Source organism: Mycoplasma sp. Z386 (genome assembly GCF_054343375.1).
Window position 1 is genome coordinate 1 of record NZ_JBTGVC010000002.1, and the last position, 16,289, is coordinate 16,289.

The 16,289-nt window shown below is 28.4% G+C and carries 30 protein-coding genes, 1 tRNA gene, 1 rRNA gene and 1 pseudogene; all 33 read left to right on the forward strand.

Annotated features, from left to right (window positions below):
- Positions 1–116 (forward strand): 23S ribosomal RNA (locus ACXX85_RS00445); the annotation flags it as partial.
- Between the two features lie 252 nt (positions 117–368).
- Positions 369–677 carry a 30S ribosomal protein S10 gene (rpsJ, locus tag ACXX85_RS00450; protein WP_436358809.1) on the forward strand — a complete coding sequence of 103 codons (309 nt, stop codon included), beginning with the start codon at positions 369–371 and terminating at the stop codon, positions 675–677.
- 21 nt (positions 678–698) lie between these two features.
- Positions 699–1,376, forward strand: a pseudogene (gene rplC / locus ACXX85_RS00455) (50S ribosomal protein L3); the annotation flags it as partial.
- A gap of 119 nt (positions 1,377–1,495) precedes the next feature.
- Positions 1,496–2,209 (forward strand): 50S ribosomal protein L4, encoded by a 714-nt coding sequence (gene rplD, locus ACXX85_RS00460; RefSeq protein ID WP_458560350.1) that lies wholly within the window; start codon positions 1,496–1,498, stop codon positions 2,207–2,209.
- Entirely contained in the window at positions 2,209–2,631 is a 423-nt protein-coding gene (rplW, locus tag ACXX85_RS00465; RefSeq protein ID WP_458557632.1) for a 50S ribosomal protein L23, read from the forward strand. The genes rplD and rplW overlap by 1 nt, the downstream gene beginning before the upstream one ends.
- Before the next feature lie 59 nt (positions 2,632–2,690).
- The gene (gene rplB, locus ACXX85_RS00470) at positions 2,691–3,536 is read left to right on the forward strand and encodes a 50S ribosomal protein L2 (protein ID WP_436358812.1); all 846 of its coding nucleotides are present in this window, start codon (positions 2,691–2,693) and stop codon (positions 3,534–3,536) included.
- A complete protein-coding gene (gene rpsS / locus ACXX85_RS00475; RefSeq protein ID WP_458557631.1) occupies positions 3,536–3,811 on the forward strand; it encodes a 30S ribosomal protein S19 in 276 nt (91 codons plus the stop codon). Before rplB ends, rpsS begins: the two co-directional genes overlap by 1 nt.
- Entirely contained in the window at positions 3,811–4,149 is a 339-nt protein-coding gene (gene rplV, locus ACXX85_RS00480) for a 50S ribosomal protein L22 (RefSeq protein WP_436358814.1), read from the forward strand. Before rpsS ends, rplV begins: the two co-directional genes overlap by 1 nt.
- Positions 4,150–4,158: 9 nt before the next feature.
- Positions 4,159–4,809, forward strand: coding sequence for a 30S ribosomal protein S3 (rpsC, locus tag ACXX85_RS00485; RefSeq protein WP_436358815.1), 651 nt, complete (start codon positions 4,159–4,161; stop codon positions 4,807–4,809).
- The gene (gene rplP / locus ACXX85_RS00490; RefSeq protein WP_436358816.1) at positions 4,809–5,234 is read left to right on the forward strand and encodes a 50S ribosomal protein L16; all 426 of its coding nucleotides are present in this window, start codon (positions 4,809–4,811) and stop codon (positions 5,232–5,234) included. The genes rpsC and rplP overlap by 1 nt, the downstream gene beginning before the upstream one ends.
- Positions 5,234–5,440, forward strand: coding sequence for a 50S ribosomal protein L29 (gene rpmC, locus ACXX85_RS00495; RefSeq protein WP_436358817.1), 207 nt, complete (start codon positions 5,234–5,236; stop codon positions 5,438–5,440). The genes rplP and rpmC overlap by 1 nt, the downstream gene beginning before the upstream one ends.
- Positions 5,440–5,709, forward strand: coding sequence for a 30S ribosomal protein S17 (gene rpsQ, locus ACXX85_RS00500; RefSeq protein ID WP_436358818.1), 270 nt, complete (start codon positions 5,440–5,442; stop codon positions 5,707–5,709). The genes rpmC and rpsQ overlap by 1 nt, the downstream gene beginning before the upstream one ends.
- On the forward strand, positions 5,709–6,077 hold the full coding sequence (gene rplN / locus ACXX85_RS00505) for a 50S ribosomal protein L14 (RefSeq protein ID WP_436358819.1): 369 nt from the start codon (positions 5,709–5,711) through the stop codon (positions 6,075–6,077). The genes rpsQ and rplN overlap by 1 nt, the downstream gene beginning before the upstream one ends.
- An 18-nt stretch (positions 6,078–6,095) precedes the next feature.
- Entirely contained in the window at positions 6,096–6,416 is a 321-nt protein-coding gene (rplX, locus tag ACXX85_RS00510; protein WP_436358820.1) for a 50S ribosomal protein L24, read from the forward strand.
- Between the two features lie 16 nt (positions 6,417–6,432).
- Positions 6,433–6,984, forward strand: a complete 552-nt coding sequence (gene rplE, locus ACXX85_RS00515; RefSeq protein WP_458557636.1) for a 50S ribosomal protein L5 — start codon at positions 6,433–6,435, stop codon at positions 6,982–6,984.
- A 7-nt stretch (positions 6,985–6,991) separates the two neighbouring features.
- Entirely contained in the window at positions 6,992–7,177 is a 186-nt protein-coding gene (locus ACXX85_RS00520; protein ID WP_436358821.1) for a type Z 30S ribosomal protein S14, read from the forward strand.
- An 8-nt stretch (positions 7,178–7,185) separates the two neighbouring features.
- On the forward strand, positions 7,186–7,578 hold the full coding sequence (rpsH, locus tag ACXX85_RS00525; RefSeq protein WP_436359213.1) for a 30S ribosomal protein S8: 393 nt from the start codon (positions 7,186–7,188) through the stop codon (positions 7,576–7,578).
- Between the two features lie 3 nt (positions 7,579–7,581).
- Entirely contained in the window at positions 7,582–8,121 is a 540-nt protein-coding gene (rplF, locus tag ACXX85_RS00530; protein WP_436358822.1) for a 50S ribosomal protein L6, read from the forward strand.
- 27 nt (positions 8,122–8,148) lie between these two features.
- Positions 8,149–8,502, forward strand: coding sequence for a 50S ribosomal protein L18 (gene rplR / locus ACXX85_RS00535; RefSeq protein WP_436358823.1), 354 nt, complete (start codon positions 8,149–8,151; stop codon positions 8,500–8,502).
- A gap of 2 nt (positions 8,503–8,504) precedes the next feature.
- Positions 8,505–9,170, forward strand: a complete 666-nt coding sequence (gene rpsE / locus ACXX85_RS00540; protein WP_436358824.1) for a 30S ribosomal protein S5 — start codon at positions 8,505–8,507, stop codon at positions 9,168–9,170.
- A 13-nt stretch (positions 9,171–9,183) separates the two neighbouring features.
- Positions 9,184–9,627, forward strand: coding sequence for a 50S ribosomal protein L15 (gene rplO, locus ACXX85_RS00545; RefSeq protein WP_436358825.1), 444 nt, complete (start codon positions 9,184–9,186; stop codon positions 9,625–9,627).
- 1 nt (position 9,628) lies between these two features.
- Positions 9,629–11,056: a preprotein translocase subunit SecY gene (secY, locus tag ACXX85_RS00550; protein WP_436358826.1), complete on the forward strand. Its 1,428-nt coding sequence runs from the start codon at positions 9,629–9,631 to the stop codon at positions 11,054–11,056.
- Positions 11,050–11,691, forward strand: a complete 642-nt coding sequence (locus tag ACXX85_RS00555) for an adenylate kinase family protein (RefSeq protein WP_458560351.1) — start codon at positions 11,050–11,052, stop codon at positions 11,689–11,691. The genes secY and ACXX85_RS00555 overlap by 7 nt, the downstream gene beginning before the upstream one ends.
- 1 nt (position 11,692) lies before the next feature.
- Positions 11,693–12,442: a type I methionyl aminopeptidase gene (gene map, locus ACXX85_RS00560; protein ID WP_458559339.1), complete on the forward strand. Its 750-nt coding sequence runs from the start codon at positions 11,693–11,695 to the stop codon at positions 12,440–12,442.
- 191 nt (positions 12,443–12,633) lie between these two features.
- The gene (gene infA / locus ACXX85_RS00565; protein WP_436358829.1) at positions 12,634–12,849 is read left to right on the forward strand and encodes a translation initiation factor IF-1; all 216 of its coding nucleotides are present in this window, start codon (positions 12,634–12,636) and stop codon (positions 12,847–12,849) included.
- 9 nt (positions 12,850–12,858) lie between these two features.
- Complete coding sequence (gene rpmJ / locus ACXX85_RS00570) at positions 12,859–12,972, forward strand: 50S ribosomal protein L36 (RefSeq protein ID WP_027123513.1); 114 nt, start codon at positions 12,859–12,861, stop codon at positions 12,970–12,972.
- A 6-nt stretch (positions 12,973–12,978) separates the two neighbouring features.
- On the forward strand, positions 12,979–13,347 hold the full coding sequence (gene rpsM, locus ACXX85_RS00575) for a 30S ribosomal protein S13 (RefSeq protein ID WP_436358830.1): 369 nt from the start codon (positions 12,979–12,981) through the stop codon (positions 13,345–13,347).
- Between the two features lie 3 nt (positions 13,348–13,350).
- Entirely contained in the window at positions 13,351–13,737 is a 387-nt protein-coding gene (gene rpsK / locus ACXX85_RS00580; protein ID WP_436358831.1) for a 30S ribosomal protein S11, read from the forward strand.
- A 13-nt stretch (positions 13,738–13,750) separates the two neighbouring features.
- A complete protein-coding gene (locus ACXX85_RS00585; protein ID WP_436358832.1) occupies positions 13,751–14,758 on the forward strand; it encodes a DNA-directed RNA polymerase subunit alpha in 1,008 nt (335 codons plus the stop codon).
- 2 nt (positions 14,759–14,760) lie between these two features.
- Positions 14,761–15,123: a 50S ribosomal protein L17 gene (gene rplQ / locus ACXX85_RS00590; protein WP_436358833.1), complete on the forward strand. Its 363-nt coding sequence runs from the start codon at positions 14,761–14,763 to the stop codon at positions 15,121–15,123.
- Between the two features lie 141 nt (positions 15,124–15,264).
- Complete coding sequence (rplM, locus tag ACXX85_RS00595; RefSeq protein WP_436358834.1) at positions 15,265–15,699, forward strand: 50S ribosomal protein L13; 435 nt, start codon at positions 15,265–15,267, stop codon at positions 15,697–15,699.
- Complete coding sequence (gene rpsI / locus ACXX85_RS00600) at positions 15,699–16,121, forward strand: 30S ribosomal protein S9 (protein WP_436358835.1); 423 nt, start codon at positions 15,699–15,701, stop codon at positions 16,119–16,121. The genes rplM and rpsI overlap by 1 nt, the downstream gene beginning before the upstream one ends.
- Positions 16,122–16,178: 57 nt before the next feature.
- Positions 16,179–16,255, forward strand: a tRNA-Ile gene (locus ACXX85_RS00605).
- Positions 16,256–16,289 lie beyond the last annotated feature (34 nt).

A 16,289-nucleotide genomic window follows, 5' to 3' on the forward strand; every position in this document is an offset into this window, starting at 1 on the left:
TCAGAGATTAATGTTCCCTTGAAATTCCTTATAGACGATGAGGTTGATAGGTTGGGTGTGTAAGTGTAGTAATACATTGAGCTAACCAATACTAATAAATTGATTGATTTAATAGCTAAAAATTTTAGGTATTTAATTTAATTTGAGAAGTAATTTGCTATTCAGTTTTGAAAGAACTATTTGCTCCTTAGAGGAGTTTTTTTATTATTTTTTAATTCACTTTTTTTAAAAAATGTAGTATAATTTAAAAGTAAATTTAGACGTTGAAACATAAGGTTGCGATACTCCGAAATTAGTTGTTAGCAGAGTAACGGTTTTTATGTGGAGTCTAGTTCATCAAAAAAAGAACAGAAAGGACAACAATTTTAATGGAAAATAAGTTAAAAATTAAATTAAAAGCATTTGATCATAAAATAGTTGATAATGCATCACTTAAGTTAGTAAATTTATTAAAAGAATTAAAAGTAGATTTTAGTGGTCCAGTACCATTACCTACAAAAAGAGAAGTATTTACTATTTTACGTTCAGTTCATGTTAATAAAACATCACGTGAACAATTTGAAAGTAGAACACATCAAAGATTAATTGTTTTAAACAAATTTTCAAAAGAAGTATTAGACAAAATTAAGAGAGTTGAATTACCAGTAGGTGCTCAAATACTTATAGATACTAAATAAATAAAATAAGGAGGATCCAAGATGAAAGGAATCTTAGGAAAAAAAGTTGGAATGACTCAACTATATGCTGATTCAGGTATTTTATTACCAGTAACAGTTATTGAAGTTAAACCAAATGTTGTAACACAAGTTTTTTCAAAAGAAAAAGATGGCTACAATGCATTACAATTAGGTTTAGAAGACAAGAAAGTTTCTAGACAAAACAAATCAGAACAAGGTCATTTTAAAAAATCTAACACAGCACCTAAGCGCTTCGTAAAAGAAATTAGAGAAATGGTTGGATTTGAACTTGGACAATCAGTTGATTTATCTATTTTTTCAGTAGGTGAATTAATCGATGTTACAGGAACATCAAAAGGAAAAGGATTTGCTGGAACAATTAAAAGACATAACCAAGCAATCGGACCTAAATCACACGGTGGTGGTGGTGGATCACAACCATTAAGACAAACAGGATCTTTAGGAGATATTTCAGGAAACAAAGTTGTTAAAGGTATGACAATGCCTGGACAATTAGGAAATGTAAAAAGAACAGTTCAAAATCTTGAAATCTTAAGCATTGATTTAGAAAATAATTTAATTATAGTTAAAGGTTCAGTTCCTGGACCTAAAAAATCATTTGTTATTCTAAAAGAAGCTGTTAAACAATTACCTTCTAAAACACCTGTGCAATTAGTTAACCTAAAAGAGGCTTTAGAAAAAAATCATTTATTTGAATTAGCTAAAAAATATAATGTAGAACTACATATGGAAATGTCAGTAAAAGAAATGAAAGAATTATTAAAAGCAGCTGAAGATAAAGCAGAAGGAGATAAATAATGGAAAAGGTTGTTAAAAAAACATCAACAACTTCTAAAACAGAAACATCGACAAAAAAACCTGTTTCTAAAACAACTAAAAAAGTAGAAGTTAAAACATCAAAAAAAGTTGATACTCCATTAGTAAGAAAAGAAGTTAAATTACCAAAAGAAGTTTTTGGAATTGAAACATTTAATCAACAAGCTGTATTTGATTCAATTATTGCTGAAAGAGCTTCAAGAAGACAAGGAACACATAAAGTAAAAAATAGAGCTGAAGTAAGTGGTACTGGTAAAAAACCTTGAAGACAAAAAGGTACAGGTAGAGCAAGAGCTGGTTCTATGAGATCACCAATTTGAGTAGGTGGTGGAAGAGCTTTTGGACCTACAGTGGAAAGAAATTATAATTTAAAAGTTAATAAAAAAGTTAGACAATTAGCTTTATTAAGTTCTTTATCACAATTAGCTAAAAACAAACAAGTTATAGTAGAGGAAATAAAAGTTGAAAAATATTCAACAAAAGAAATTGTTTCTAAACTAAAAGATTTACAAGTAGAAAAATTAAGAAATATTTTAGTAGTTTCAAATGATGAAAAAGTTTATATTTCTGCAAGAAATCTTCAAAATGTAAAAGTGACAAAAGTTACTTCATTATTAATAGAAGACTTAGTAAAAGCAGATATCTTGATTTTAAGCCAAGATGATATTAAATATTTAGAAGGGTTGGTTAAATAATGAATATTAATGAAATAATCAAATACCCAATTTTAACTGAAAAAAGTTATTTACAAATGAGTTCAGGAACATATGTTTTTGCTGTTGATAGAAGAACTAACAGAAGTGAAGTTAAAAAAGCAGTTGAATATATTTTTAATGTTAAAGTAGAAAAAGTAAATATTTTTAATGTTCCAAAAAAACCTGCAAAATTAGGTAGATATCAAGGATTTACAAATTCTTTCAAAAAAGCTATTGTTACTTTAGTTGAAGGACACACAATTGCTGTTCTAAATGAAGATTTAGAATCACCAGCACCAGAAGAACAAACAAATGTAGTGGAAGAAACTAAAAAAGAAACAAAAGTTTCTAAATCAGCATCAGAAGTTGATAAAAAAGTTGCAGAAAAAATAGCAGCTAAAAAAAATAAAGAAAAAAAATAATTCATAGAACTTTAAAGAAAAACAATATTTTAAAGTTATTAATAAAATAAGGAGAGAAAATGGCGATTAAACATTATAAACCAACTTCAAATGGTCGTCGTGGTATGTCTACCCTTGATTACAAGCAAAATTTATCAGGACACGAACCTGAAAAAAGCTTATTAGTTACATTACCTAAAAAATCAGGTAGAAACAATCAAGGAAAAATAACTACACGTCACAAAGGTGGAAGAAATAAAAGAAAATATCGTATTATTGATTTCAAAAGAAATAAAGATAATATTTTTGGAACAATTAAATCTATTGAATACGATCCAAATAGATCAGCTAATATTTCTTTAGTTGTTTATGCAGATGGTGAAAAACGTTATATTTTATCACCTAAAGATATTAAGGTTGGACAAAAAGTTATTTCAGGTGAACAAGTTGATATTTTAGTAGGTAACTCATTACCTTTATCAAATATTCCTGAAGGTACAGTTGTTCATAACATCGAAATGCAACCTGGAGGTGGAGGAATTATCGCTCGTTCAGCTGGGTCTTCTGCACAAATCCAAGGAAAAGATGAAGATGGAAAATACGTAGTTTTAAGACTAAAATCAGGTGAATATAGAAGAATTTTAGCAAAATGTAGAGCAACCATTGGAGTTGTAGGTAATGAAGAACATTCATTAGTTAACATTGGTAAAGCAGGAAGAAATAGACATTTAGGTATTAGACCTACTGTTCGTGGATCTGTAATGAACCCAATTGATCACCCACATGGAGGGGGAGAAGGGAAACAACCTATTGGTAGAAAATCTCCATTAACTCCATGAGGTAAAAAAGCTCTTGGTGTTAAAACAAGAAATAATAAGAAATCTTCAACAAAATTAATTATAAGAAGAAGAAAGGAAAGTAAATAATGGCTAGATCACTTAAAAAAGGTCCATTCGCTGATACATCTTTATTAAAAAAAGTTGAATTAATGAATGAACAAAAAAATAAAAAACCAATTAAAACATGATCTAGAAGATCAACAATCTTTCCTCAATTTGTAGGACTAACATTCCAAGTTCATAATGGAAAAATATTTAATGATGTTTTTGTAACAGATGATATGGTAGGACATAAATTAGGAGAATTTTCTCCAACAAGAACCTATACAGGTCATGGTGCTGATAAAGGGAAGAAAAAATAATGCAAAAAGCAATAGCAAGTGTTAAAATGCAAAGAGTATCTGCTCAAAAAGCTCGTTTAGTAGCAGATTTATTCCGTTATAAAAATACAACAGAAGCACTATCAATCCTACATAACACAAATAAAAAAGCATCAAAATTATTTATTAAATTATTAAATTCAGCAATTGCTAATGCAATTAATAACTTTGGTATGGATGGTGATAATTTATTTGTAAGTTCAGTTCAAGTTAATGAAGGACCTACATACAAAAGATTTCAACCAAGATCTAAAGGAACAGCATATTCAATTTTAAAAAGAACATCACATTTATCAATAACAGTAGAGGAAAGAAAGTAGGAAAATTTTATGGGACAAAAAGTTAATCCAAATGGTTTTAGATACGGTATTACTAAAAAACATAATGTAAATTGATTTGCTGATAAAGCTAATTTTGCTACTTACTTATTAGAAGATGTAAAAATTAGAGAATATGTTGAAAAATTTGTTAGAGATTATCAAATAGGACAAGTTGAAATTAGAAGAGATCAAAACAATAAAGTTACTTTAACAATTCATACAGCTAAACCTGGTGTAGTATTAGGTCAAGGTGGAGAAAATGTTAAAAAAATGACAACAGATATTCAAAAATTTGTTAAAAATAAAAAATTAAATTTATCAATTGATGTTGTTGAAATTCAAAAACCGGAATTAAACGCAAGATTAGTAGCTGAACAAATAGCTATTAAATTAGAAAACAGAGGATCATTTAGAGTAGCTCAAAAATTTGGAATTAAAGTTGCTTTAAAAGCAGGAGCTAAAGGAATTAAAACTCAAGTTTCTGGTAGATTAAACGGTGTGGAAATGGCTCGTGCAGAAGGATATTCTGAAGGAGAAATGAAATTACACACTTTAAGACAAAATGTTGATTATGCTCAAGCAACAGCTCATACAACTTATGGTGCTTTAGGAGTGAAAGTATGAATTTCTTTAGGAGAGGTTAAAGAGGGTGATAAATAATGTTACAACCAAAAAGAACCAAATATAGAAGAAATTTTAGAATTTCACACGATAAAAGAGAAGCACATAAAGGAAATAAAGTTTCATTTGGAGAGTTTGGTTTACAAGCAACAACTTCTGCTTGAGTAACAGCTAGACAAATTGAATCTGCAAGGATTGCTATCACAAGAAGAATGGGTCGTGAAGGAGATGTTCATATTAGAATTTTCCCTCACTTATCATTAACTTCTAAACCTATCGGAGTACGTATGGGATCTGGTAAAGGTTCTCCTGAAAAGTGAGTAGCAGTTGTAAAAGTTAATACAATGATGTTTGAAGTTTCAGGAGTAAAAGAAGAAATAGCTAGAGATGCTTTAAGACTTGGTGGACATAAATTACCAGTAAAATGAAAAATAGTTAAAGCAAATGAAGAAGGGGATGAATAATGGAATTTAAAGAATTAAAAAACAAATCTCTTTCAGAACTAAAACAATTAGTAGCTGAACACAAAGCTGAGTTATTTTCTTTAAGATTTAAAAATGCTACATCACGTTTAGATAAAACTCATCAAATCAAAGAAATTAGAAAAAATATTGCCAGAGTTTTAACAGCTATACAACAAAAAGAAAACAATGATAAAGGTGGAAAATAATGGAAAGAAAAAATACAAAGAAAACATTAATTGGTACTGTTGTTTCTGATAAGAATCAAAAAACAATTATTGTTGCAGTAGATTCTTATGTTAAACACCCTTTATATGGAAAAAGATTTAAAGTTACTAAGAAATTTGCAACTCACGATGAAAAAGAAGAAGCTTCTTTAGGAGATATTGTTAAAATCAGTGAAACAAGACCTTTTTCAAAAACTAAAACATTTAGATTAGTTGAAATTCGTGAAAAAGCAAAAGAAGGAGCTAAATAATGGTTCAAGAACTCTCAAGATTAGTTGTTGCAGATAACTCAGGTGCAAAAGAAGTGGGTTTAATTAGAAACTTAGGTGGTTCAGTTAAAAAAACTTCAAATATTGGTGATGTGATAGTTTGTTCAGTTAAAAAAGCTCTTCCAAACGGAATTGTAAAAGAAGGACAAGTTGTGAAAGCAGTTATTGTTCGTTCAACTTATGGAATCAAAAGAAAAAATGGTTCACATATAAAATTTGATGACAATGCAGTTGTTATTATTAAAGAAGATGGTTCTCCAAGAGGAACACGTGTTTTTGGTCCAATAGCTAGAGAAATAAGAGACAAAGGATATTCCAAAATTGTTTCACTTGCACCAGAGGTTTTATAGAAAGGAATAATTATTGATATGAAAATTAGAAAAAATGATGAAGTAATAGTTATTTCAGGATCACATAAAGGAAAAATTGGTCAAGTTTTAGAAGTTTATCCAAAAACACAAGAAGTTAAAATTAAAGATATTAATAAAAAAACTAAACACCACAAACCATCACAATCAAGAAGTGAAGGTTCAATTGAGGTTGTTGAATTCCCATTACACGTTTCAAAAGTATCTTTATTAGTTAAAAAAGCTACTAAAGATAAACCAGCTCAATATTCAAAAATAGGTTACAAAATGGTAAATAATAAAAAAGTGCGTTTTGTTAAAAAAACAGGGAAAACAATTTAGTTAGAAAGGTAATTTTATAAAGATGACATTAAAAGAAAAATACGAAAAACAAGTTAAAAAGAATTTACAAGAAAAATTTGCTTATACATCTGTAATGCAATTACCTAAAATTGAAAAAATTGTTTTAAATATGACAGCTGGAAAAGAAGTAACTAATTCTAAAGCTATAGAAGAAGTTATGAATGAAATGGCATTAATTTCAGGGCAAAAACCTTATCAAACAGTTGCTAAAAAATCATTAGCTTCATGAAAATTACGTGAAGGAATGCCAATGGGAGCAAAAGTTACATTAAGAAGAGAAAGAATGTGAGAATTCTTAGATAAATTAATTAATGTAGCAATTCCAAGAATTAGAGACTTTAGAGGTGTAAATCCTAAAGCTTTTGATGGAAGAGGAAATTATTCATTAGGAATTAAAGAAGAAATTATTTTTCCAGAAATTAGTTTCGATAAAATTAGAAAAATTAAGGGATTGGATGTAATTATTGTTACAACAGCAAATACAGATAAAGAAGCAAAATTTTTATTAGAACAATTAGGAATGCCTTTTGGTAAGGCAGAAAAATAGGAGTAAAATGGCAAAAACATCATTAAAAGCAAAAGCTAAAAAACATAAAAAATTCAAAGTTAGAGAATATACAAGATGTGAATTATGTGGTCGTCCACATGCTGTTTTAAGAAAATTTAAAATCTGTCGTATTTGTTTTAGAAAATTAGCACATGAAGGAAAAATTCCTGGTATTAAGAAAGCGAGTTGATAATTATGGCTATAATTACAGATCCAATTGCAGATATGATTGTAAGAATCAAAAATGCATTTATGAGAAAACACAAATTTGTTGAAATCCCACATTCTAATAAAAAACACAAAATTTTAGAAATCTTCAAAAAAGAAGGTTATATTCAAAATTTTGAAACTCAAGGAGAAGGTGTAGAAAAAAAACTTGTTGTAGAATTAAAATATAAAGGTACAACAAGTGCTATTACCGGAATTAAAAGAGTTTCAAAACCAGGATTAAAAGTTTATTCTTCTGTTAATGATTTACCAAAAGTACTTTCAGGATATGGAACAGTTATTGTTTCTACATCTAAAGGTTTATTAACTGATAAAGAAGCTAGAAAGGAAAATGTTGGTGGTGAAATTATCGCCTTCATTTGATAATTTATGTCTAGAGTAGGAAAAAGAGTTTTATTAGTTCCAGAAGGAACAGAAGTATTAGTTAATAATAATTTAGTTACTGTTAAAGGTAAATTAGGACAATTAAAAAGAGAATTTTCTAATTTAATCAAAATTAAAGTAGAAAATAATCAAGTTACAACAGAAAGATTAAACGAAGAAAAACATACAAAGCAATTACACGGTACAACTAATTCCTTACTTGCAGGAATGATTAAAGGTGTAACCTCTGGTTTTTCAAAAGAAATAGAAATTAAGGGTGTTGGTTACAAAGCTACATTAAAAGGTAACCAAATTGAAATTTTAGCAGGATATTCACACCCTGTATTAATAGATGTTCCAAATACTTTAAAAGTAGAAGTTCCAAAACCAGTTTCCATAATTGTTTCTGGTATTGATAAACAACAAGTTGGACAATTAGCTGCTGTTATTAGAAGTGTTAGAAAACCTAATCCTTATTCAGGAAAAGGTATTATGTATAAAAATGAAAACATTAGACGTAAAGAAGGGAAAAAAGCTTCTAAATAATTTTAGAATAGAAGCGAGGTATTATCAATGGCTCAATTATCAAGAAATAAAGCTAGAATTAAAAAACATCATAGAATTAAATCTAAATTAGTTTTAGGTACAGCAACCAAACCACGTTTATCAGTTTTCAAATCACTAACAAACTTTTATGCACAATTAATAGATGATACTAAAGGAGTAACAATAGCATCTGTTTCAACTTTAAAACATAAAGAATATAGCGGAAATATTAAAGTAGCTGAAATACTTGGAAAATTAATGGGACAAAAAATTAAAGAATTAAAAATTGAATCAATTGTATTTGATCGTTCAGGTTATATTTATCATGGAAGAGTAAAAGCATTTGCAGAAGCAGTTAGAAATGAAGGAGTTAAATTTTAATAATGGAAAATAAAGAAATTAAAAAAGAAGTTGTTAAAAAAGCAACTCCAACTAAAAAAATAGAATCTTCAAGAGAACCAAAAAAACACTTCCATTCTAAAGACAAAGATTCAAAAACATCTAATAATAATCGTAAATTCTCAAGACCAAAAAAAGAATTTAACAAACAACCTTTCCAAAATGAATTCGAAGAAAAAGTAATTGATGTTGCAAGGGTAACTACTGTTGTTAAAGGAGGAAGAAGATTTTCTTTCTCAGCATATGTAGTGGTTGGTAATAAAAAAGGAAAAGTTGGTTTTGGTCACGGAAAAGCTAATGAAGTGCAAGATGCTATTAAAAAAGCAGTTAAAGATGCACAAAACAATTTAATAACTGTTCCAGTGGTAGAAGAAGCTGCAACAGTACCACATGAAATTAAACAAAAATTCTTAGCATCTAAAGTACTATTAAAACCAGCTCCAAAAGGAAAAGGAATTATAGCATCTGGTACAGTTCGTGCAGTTGTAGAATTAGCAGGATATTCAAACATTTATACTAAAACTTATGGTTCAAGAACAAAAGCTAATATCGTTAGAGCAACAATCATTGCTTTACAAAATCTTAGAACAGTAGAAAAAATTGCTGAATTAAGAGATATTAAAGTAGAAGATTTGTTAAGCAATAAATAGTCCAGGAGGAAAAATGTCATATAAATTACATACATTACAATACACTGAAGGTTCAAGAAAAGAAAAACACCGTAAAGGTCGTGGACATGCAGCTGGTAAAGGAAAACAAGCTGGTAGAGGACAATCAGGACAAACAAAACGTGGAACTGTAAGACCTGGATTTGAAGGAGGACAAAACCCTCTCTTCAGACGTTTACCAAAAATCGGTTTTAACAATGTTAATAAAGTTGAATATCAAGTTATATCATTAGAAAAATTAGATGCTACATTTAAAGATGGTGACAAAGTAACATTAGAAATGTTATTTGAAACTAGATTAGCAAGAAGAAAAACAATGCCTGTAAAATTATTATCTTCAGGTACATTAACTAAAAAAATATTTATAGAAGTTAATGCCGTTTCAAACTCAGCAAAAGAAGCGGTAGAAAAATTAGGTGGAAAAGTAGAATTGGTTTAAGATGTTTTATAGATTAAAAAAAGTATTAAACTGGATAGGATTAATCTTTTCAAAAATCTATTTAAATATAAAACATAAAATTCAAACATTTTCCAAAGAAAAAATCTTAACTAAAAAAATATTATTTTCTATATGAATTTTAGCTATTTTTGTTATAGCAGGTACAATCACATTACCTGGTGTATCTATAAATAAAAATGCTTCTTTAGATTCTAATTCATTTTTAGGAATAATTAATATTGTAGGTGGTGGAGGGTTAACTAACTTTTCAATAGTAGCCTTAGGAATAGGACCATTCATAACAGCATCTTTGATTATGATGGTCGCTCAAACTAAATTATTTCCACCAGTTCATAGGTTAAGTCAATCAGGACCGCTAGGTAGACGTAAAATAAATATTATTACAAGACTTTTAACTATTTTTATAGCTATAGCTCAATCAATTTTCTTAATTAGAACATTGTTTGATGCCAATTTAGGAGCACAAAGTTTTGTATATTTAAGCAACAATGCAGCTTATTATAAATACTTTATTTTACCTTGTATACTTATTAGCGGTTCTTTGTTTTCTTTATTTTTAGGAGAACAAATTACTGAAAAAGGAGTTGGTAATGGGACTTCACTTTTAATTTTTACAGGAATCGCAACACGTTTACCAAGTAAATTAAAAGGAGCCTTTAATTACTTTATTTCAGGATCTAATTCAGACTCTTTGATTAGTAATATAATTTTCTTTGGAGTTTATATTATTGGTTTTTTAGTTTTAATTTTTATAGTTGCATATGTTTATACTGCAGAAAGAAAAATACCTATTCAACAAACAGGATCTGGAATGACTAAAAATGTTAAAGATATTTCAGTATTACCAATTAAAGTAAATCCAGCAGGTGTTATGCCAATCATTTTTTCTTTAATTGTTTTATCTTTACCAACTTTAATAGTAGGACTTCTTGATCCATACACTTCATCTACAAGATATTTTGTAGAAAGAAGTTTAAGATTAACTGATCCAATTGGATTTAGTCTATTTGTAGTTATTACCTTTTTATTTGCAATTGGTATGGGATTACAACAGTCTAGAGTGGATAAAATTTCAGAAGATTTTGGAAAAAATTCAACCTTTATTCCTGGAATAAGACCAGGAGAACAAACAGAAGATTATTTAATTTCTGTTGTTTTAAGACTTTCTATTTTCTCTGCATTTTATCTTGTAGCAATTGGTTCTTTAGAACCTATTATGCAAATGTTTGGAATGCCACGGAGCATTACATTTGGTGGAACTTCTATTATTATTTTAATAACCACAGCATTAGAAACAATAGGTCAAATTAAAGCAAGAAGACAATCAGAAAAAATTTCACAAAAAAGAAGAAAAATTAGTAAATCATTTACTAAACAAAATAAAAATAACGGAGATTTATTATGATAAAAAACATAATTTTTTTAGGTGCACCAGGAGTTGGAAAAGGAACTGTTGCATCATTACTTGCAAAAGAAATTGATTTTATTCATTTATCAACAGGAGAAATTTTTAGAACCGCAATTAGAAACCAAACTAAATTAGGTTTGGAATTAAAAAATATTGTTGAAAGTGGTAGATATGTTCCTGACAATATAACTAATGAAATAGTAAAAGAAAAGTTAGAAGAATTAAACAAACAAAACATTAACTTTATTTTAGATGGTTATCCAAGAACAATTAATCAAGCAGATTTTTTATCAAATTTAAGCACTTCTCAAATAAAAAATGTTATTTTATTACAAGCTCCAAGTGAAGTTATTATTCAAAGACTTTCTAAAAGAAGATATTGCCCTACTTGTTCTGCAACTTATCATCTTGATTTCAAACCTTCTGCAAAGCAATTACTTTGCGAAAATGACGATACAGTTTTATTACAAAGAAAAGATGATGAAGAAGAAGCAATTATTCGTAGATTAGAAGTTTATAATAATGAAACTAAAGTATTAATAGATTTTTATAAAGACAAAAATATGTTAATCACTATAGATGCAACACAAACTCCAGAATTCATAGTACAAAAAATAGTTAAAGAAATTTTATAAAATGAGCAAATTGATAAAAAAAGATTTTGAAATAGAATTAATAACTAAATCAGCAAATATTCTTTCAGAAGTAAAAAAAATAGTTTATGATGCAATAGAAGAAGGGGTTTCTTTATTGCAACTAGACAAACTTGCTTATGATGAAATTATCAAAAGAAACGCAGAACCAGCTTTTTTAGGTTACCAAAATTTTCCTAACACAATTTGCGCTTCTTTAAATCATGAGTTAATTCACGGAATTCCGGATCAAAGAATTTTAAAAACAGGGGATTTAATTTCTATAGATTTAGGAGTTAAATATAAAGGATACTATTCAGATTCTGCCTTTTCCAAATCAGTTGGAAAAGAAAATAATCTTGAAAACGAAAAACTGATTTCTGTTGCAAAAAGAGCAATAGATGCCGGTATAAATGCAATCAAACCTGGAGCAAGGATAGGAGATATTTCTAAAGCCATTTCCAAGGTTATTTTTGAAAACAAAATGTTTACAACAGAGGAATTTTGTGGCCACGGAATTGGAAAAAAACTTCATGAAGCACCTAATGTTTACAATTTATATACAGGAGATAAAGGGATTTTGTTAAGAGATAATATGGTAATTTGTATAGAACCTATGATTTTACAAGAAAGTCCGGAAGTTAAAATATTAAGTGATGGTTGAACTGTGGTTCCAAAATATAACCGTAAAAAAACAGTTCACGTGGAAGAAACCATTTTAATTAAAAATGGAAAAGGAATAATTTTAAGTTAATTCAAAGAGTTGGAAAAATTCAAAAATTTAGTATAATTTTTAATGTTAATTATACAAGCCTGGCATAAGGTAATGTCGAAATAAGTCCAGGTATTTCTTTAAAGGGCACAATTACTTTTAAAGAAATAAAATAATAATAAATACCAAACATTAATTGTACAAATAAAAAACCAAAAGAGGTATTTCAATAAATGGCAAAAGATGCAATCAAAATGACAGGTAAAGTAATTCAAGCACACAATTCTAGTGAGTATGAAATTTTATTAGAAAATAATGCTAAAATTCAAGCTCACATTTCAGGAAAAATGAAAATGTATCACATTAAAATAATTCCTGGAGATAGTGTTGATGTTGAAATTAGTCCTTATGATTGAACAAAAGGAAGAATTGTTTATCGTCATAAATAAAGGAGATTTATGAAAGTAAGAGCATCAGTTAAAAAGATGTGTAAAGACTGTAAAATAATCAAAAGAAATGGAATAAATAGAATCATTTGTATTCTACCAAAACACAAACAAAGACAAGGTTAGGAAAATATGGCTAGAATTTTAAACATAGAAATTCCAAATAATAAGAGAGTTGTTATTTCTCTAACTTATATTTTTGGGATAGGAAAATCAAGAGCTCAAGAAATTTTACAAAAGGCTCAAATAGACGAAAATATTCGTGTAAAAGATTTAAGTGAAGAACAATTATCAAAAATAAGAGATATAGCTTCACAATATACAACAGAAGGTGATTTACGTCGTGAAGTAGCTATTAACATTAAAAGATTAATGGAAATTAAATGTTATAGAGGAATCAGACATAGAAAAGGATTACCAGTTCGTGGTCAAGTAACTCAGAAAAATGCACGTACAAGAAAAGGACCAAGAAAAACTGTTGCTGGAAAGAAAGGTAAATAAGATATGGCTAGAAAAGTTAAAAGAAAAAATATTACTAGCGGAATCGCTCACATTCACTCAACTCACCAAAACACAATTGTAACTTTTTCAGATGAAAAAGGTAATGTAATTGCATGATCTTCATCTGGTGCTATTGGATATAAAGGGACAAAAAAGAAAACTCCATATGCAGCAGGATTAGCAGCAGCAGCAGCATCTGAAGCAGCTAAAGAACATGGAATTAAAGAAGTTAAAGTTGAAATTAAAGGTTTAGGACCAGGAAAAGATGCAGCAAGAAAACAAATTGAAGTTTCAGGTATTACTGTTACTGAAATTAAAGATGTTACACCTATTCCACATAACGGAACAAGACCTCCAAGAAAAGTAATCAAAAGAGAAACAAAAAGATAGGAGTTGTTAAGTTATGCAAAAAATGGCAAAAGTAAATTACAAAGAAGAAAAAGAAAATAAACATTCAGATTATTTCACTTCTTTTGTTTTAGAACCTTTAGAAAGAGGATTTGCTAACACTTTAGGTACAGCTTTAAGAAGAACAATATTATCTTCAGTTTCTTCAGTTGCTCCATTTGCAATTAGAATTGAAAAAGTAGATCACGAATTTCAAGCAATCGACAACGTAGAAGAAGATGTAGTTACTTTATTAAATAATTTAAAGAAAGTAAAGTTTATTTATAATAAAGAAGTTTTTATTGATAAAAAACCTGTAAGAGTTTCATTTAATTATGATAAATTTACTGAAAAAAATATTTTTGCAAAAGATATTCAACTACCAGCAGGAGTAACTATTGTAAACCCTGATCAACAAATCGCAACTCTTTCTAAAGCAAATGCTTTAAAATTCGAAATGTTTTTATTATCAGGAAGAGGATTTGTTTCTTTTGAAGACAACAAAAAAAATATTTTAGAATATGGTTCTGAATTAGAATCAAATTTAAAATCAGGAACCATTTTAGCAGTTGATTCAGATTTTTCACCTGTTACAAATGTTCAATATAAATTTAGTGAACTTAACTCAGCTTCTAACATTATTCAAGAAAAACTAGAATTTAATGTTAAAACAGATGGAACAGTAGAAGCAAAAGAGGTTATTGCTCAAGCTGCAAAAATTTTAATTGCACATTTGAAAATAGTTTCAAATACTGAAAATTTAGAAATTAATGAAAAAGACTATTTTGAAGAAGAAAAAGTTAAAGAAGAAACTCCTAAAGATAAATCAATTGATATTAATGATTTAAGTTTAACAGTAAGATCATTAAATGCTTTAAGACGTGCAGGATTTAGAACTGTAGCAGACTTAGAAAAAATTGATGAAGAAGAATTAAATAATGTTAAAAATTTAGGTAAAAAATCCGTTCAAGAAATTATTGAAAAATTAGCTGAACGCGGTATTTCACTTAAGAAAGGAGACTAAAAATGGCTAATCCAACACAATTATTTAGAAGAAATTCAACTTGAAGAAAACACGTTTTACGTTCTTTATCTACAGATGTTATTGTTCACGGAAGAATCACAACAACAGAAGCAAGAGCTAAAGAATTAAGAAAACACGTTGAGAGATTAATTACAAAAGCAAAAACTAATACACTTGCTTCTCGTCGTTTAGCAGCTGCATTTTTAAGAGATGTAAAAACCAGCGATGGTAAATCAGCATTATCATATTTATTCGATGTAGTAGGACCAAAATATAAAAGTCGTAATGGTGGTTATACAAGAATAATTAAATTGCCTGCAAGACAAGGTGATAATTCTAAAATGGCTATTATCGAATTAGTTTAAAATATGAAAATAACCGTTTTTGGTTATTTTTTTTTATAAAAGATTTGGTTTTATAAAAAAAAGTATTATAATTTAAAAGCAATATTTATTAAATGCCTGTTACATTATTAAATAAATTATTAAATTATCAAGGAAGGAACAATGAGACAAACAACTATTGTTAAGCATCTTGAAACAGACAAAAAATGATATGTTATTGATGCAGAAGGACAAGTTTTAGGGCGTTTAGCAACTTTAGCTGCTACTTATTTAAGAGGAAAAAATAAACCTACATTTACTCCAAATGTTGATATGGGAGATAACATTATTGTTATAAATGCAGAAAAAGTAATTTTAACTGCAAACAAAGATGAAAATAAAATTTATTATTCACATTCAGGTTATCCAGGTGGATTAAAATCAATTAAAGCAAAAGATTTGAGAGCAAAAAAACCAGCAGCTATTGTTGAAAAAGCAATTAGAGGAATGTTGCCACACACAAAATTAGGAAATAGACAAAGAGTAAATTTATTTGTATATGCTGGACCTGAACATAAACATGAAGCACAAAAACCAATGAAATTAGAGGTTAAATAATGGCTAAAGAAATGAAAAATCAAAAAATGTTAACTGGAACATTCTATCGTGGTTTAGGAAGAAGAAAATCTTCTACTGCAAGAGTTATCTTAAAACCAGGAAAAGGAAAATTTACAATTAATAAAAGAGAAGCTAAAGACTATTTAATGTCAGATCTTTTAATTAAAGATGCTTTACAACCTTTAACTATTACAGAAACAGAAGGAACATGAGACATTATCGTTAATGCTTCTGGTGGTGGTTTATCTGGGCAAGCTGGAGCAATTAGATTAGGAATAGCAAGAGCTTTATTAGAATCTTCAAAAGATTATAAACCTAATTTAAGAGAAACAGGTATGTTAACAAGAGATGCAAGATCTAAAGAACGTAAAAAATACGGACTTAGAAAAGCACGTAGAGCAAGACAATTTTCTAAACGTTAATATAAAACACACATTTTATGATATAATTTGTATGCAAATTGCATACAAATTTATAATGGGAGCGTAGCTCAGACGGTTAGAGCACACGACTGATAATCGTGAGGTCGATGGTTCGATTCCATTCGTTCCCACCATTTCAAATTTTGACCAAAGACGGTAGATGCTGTC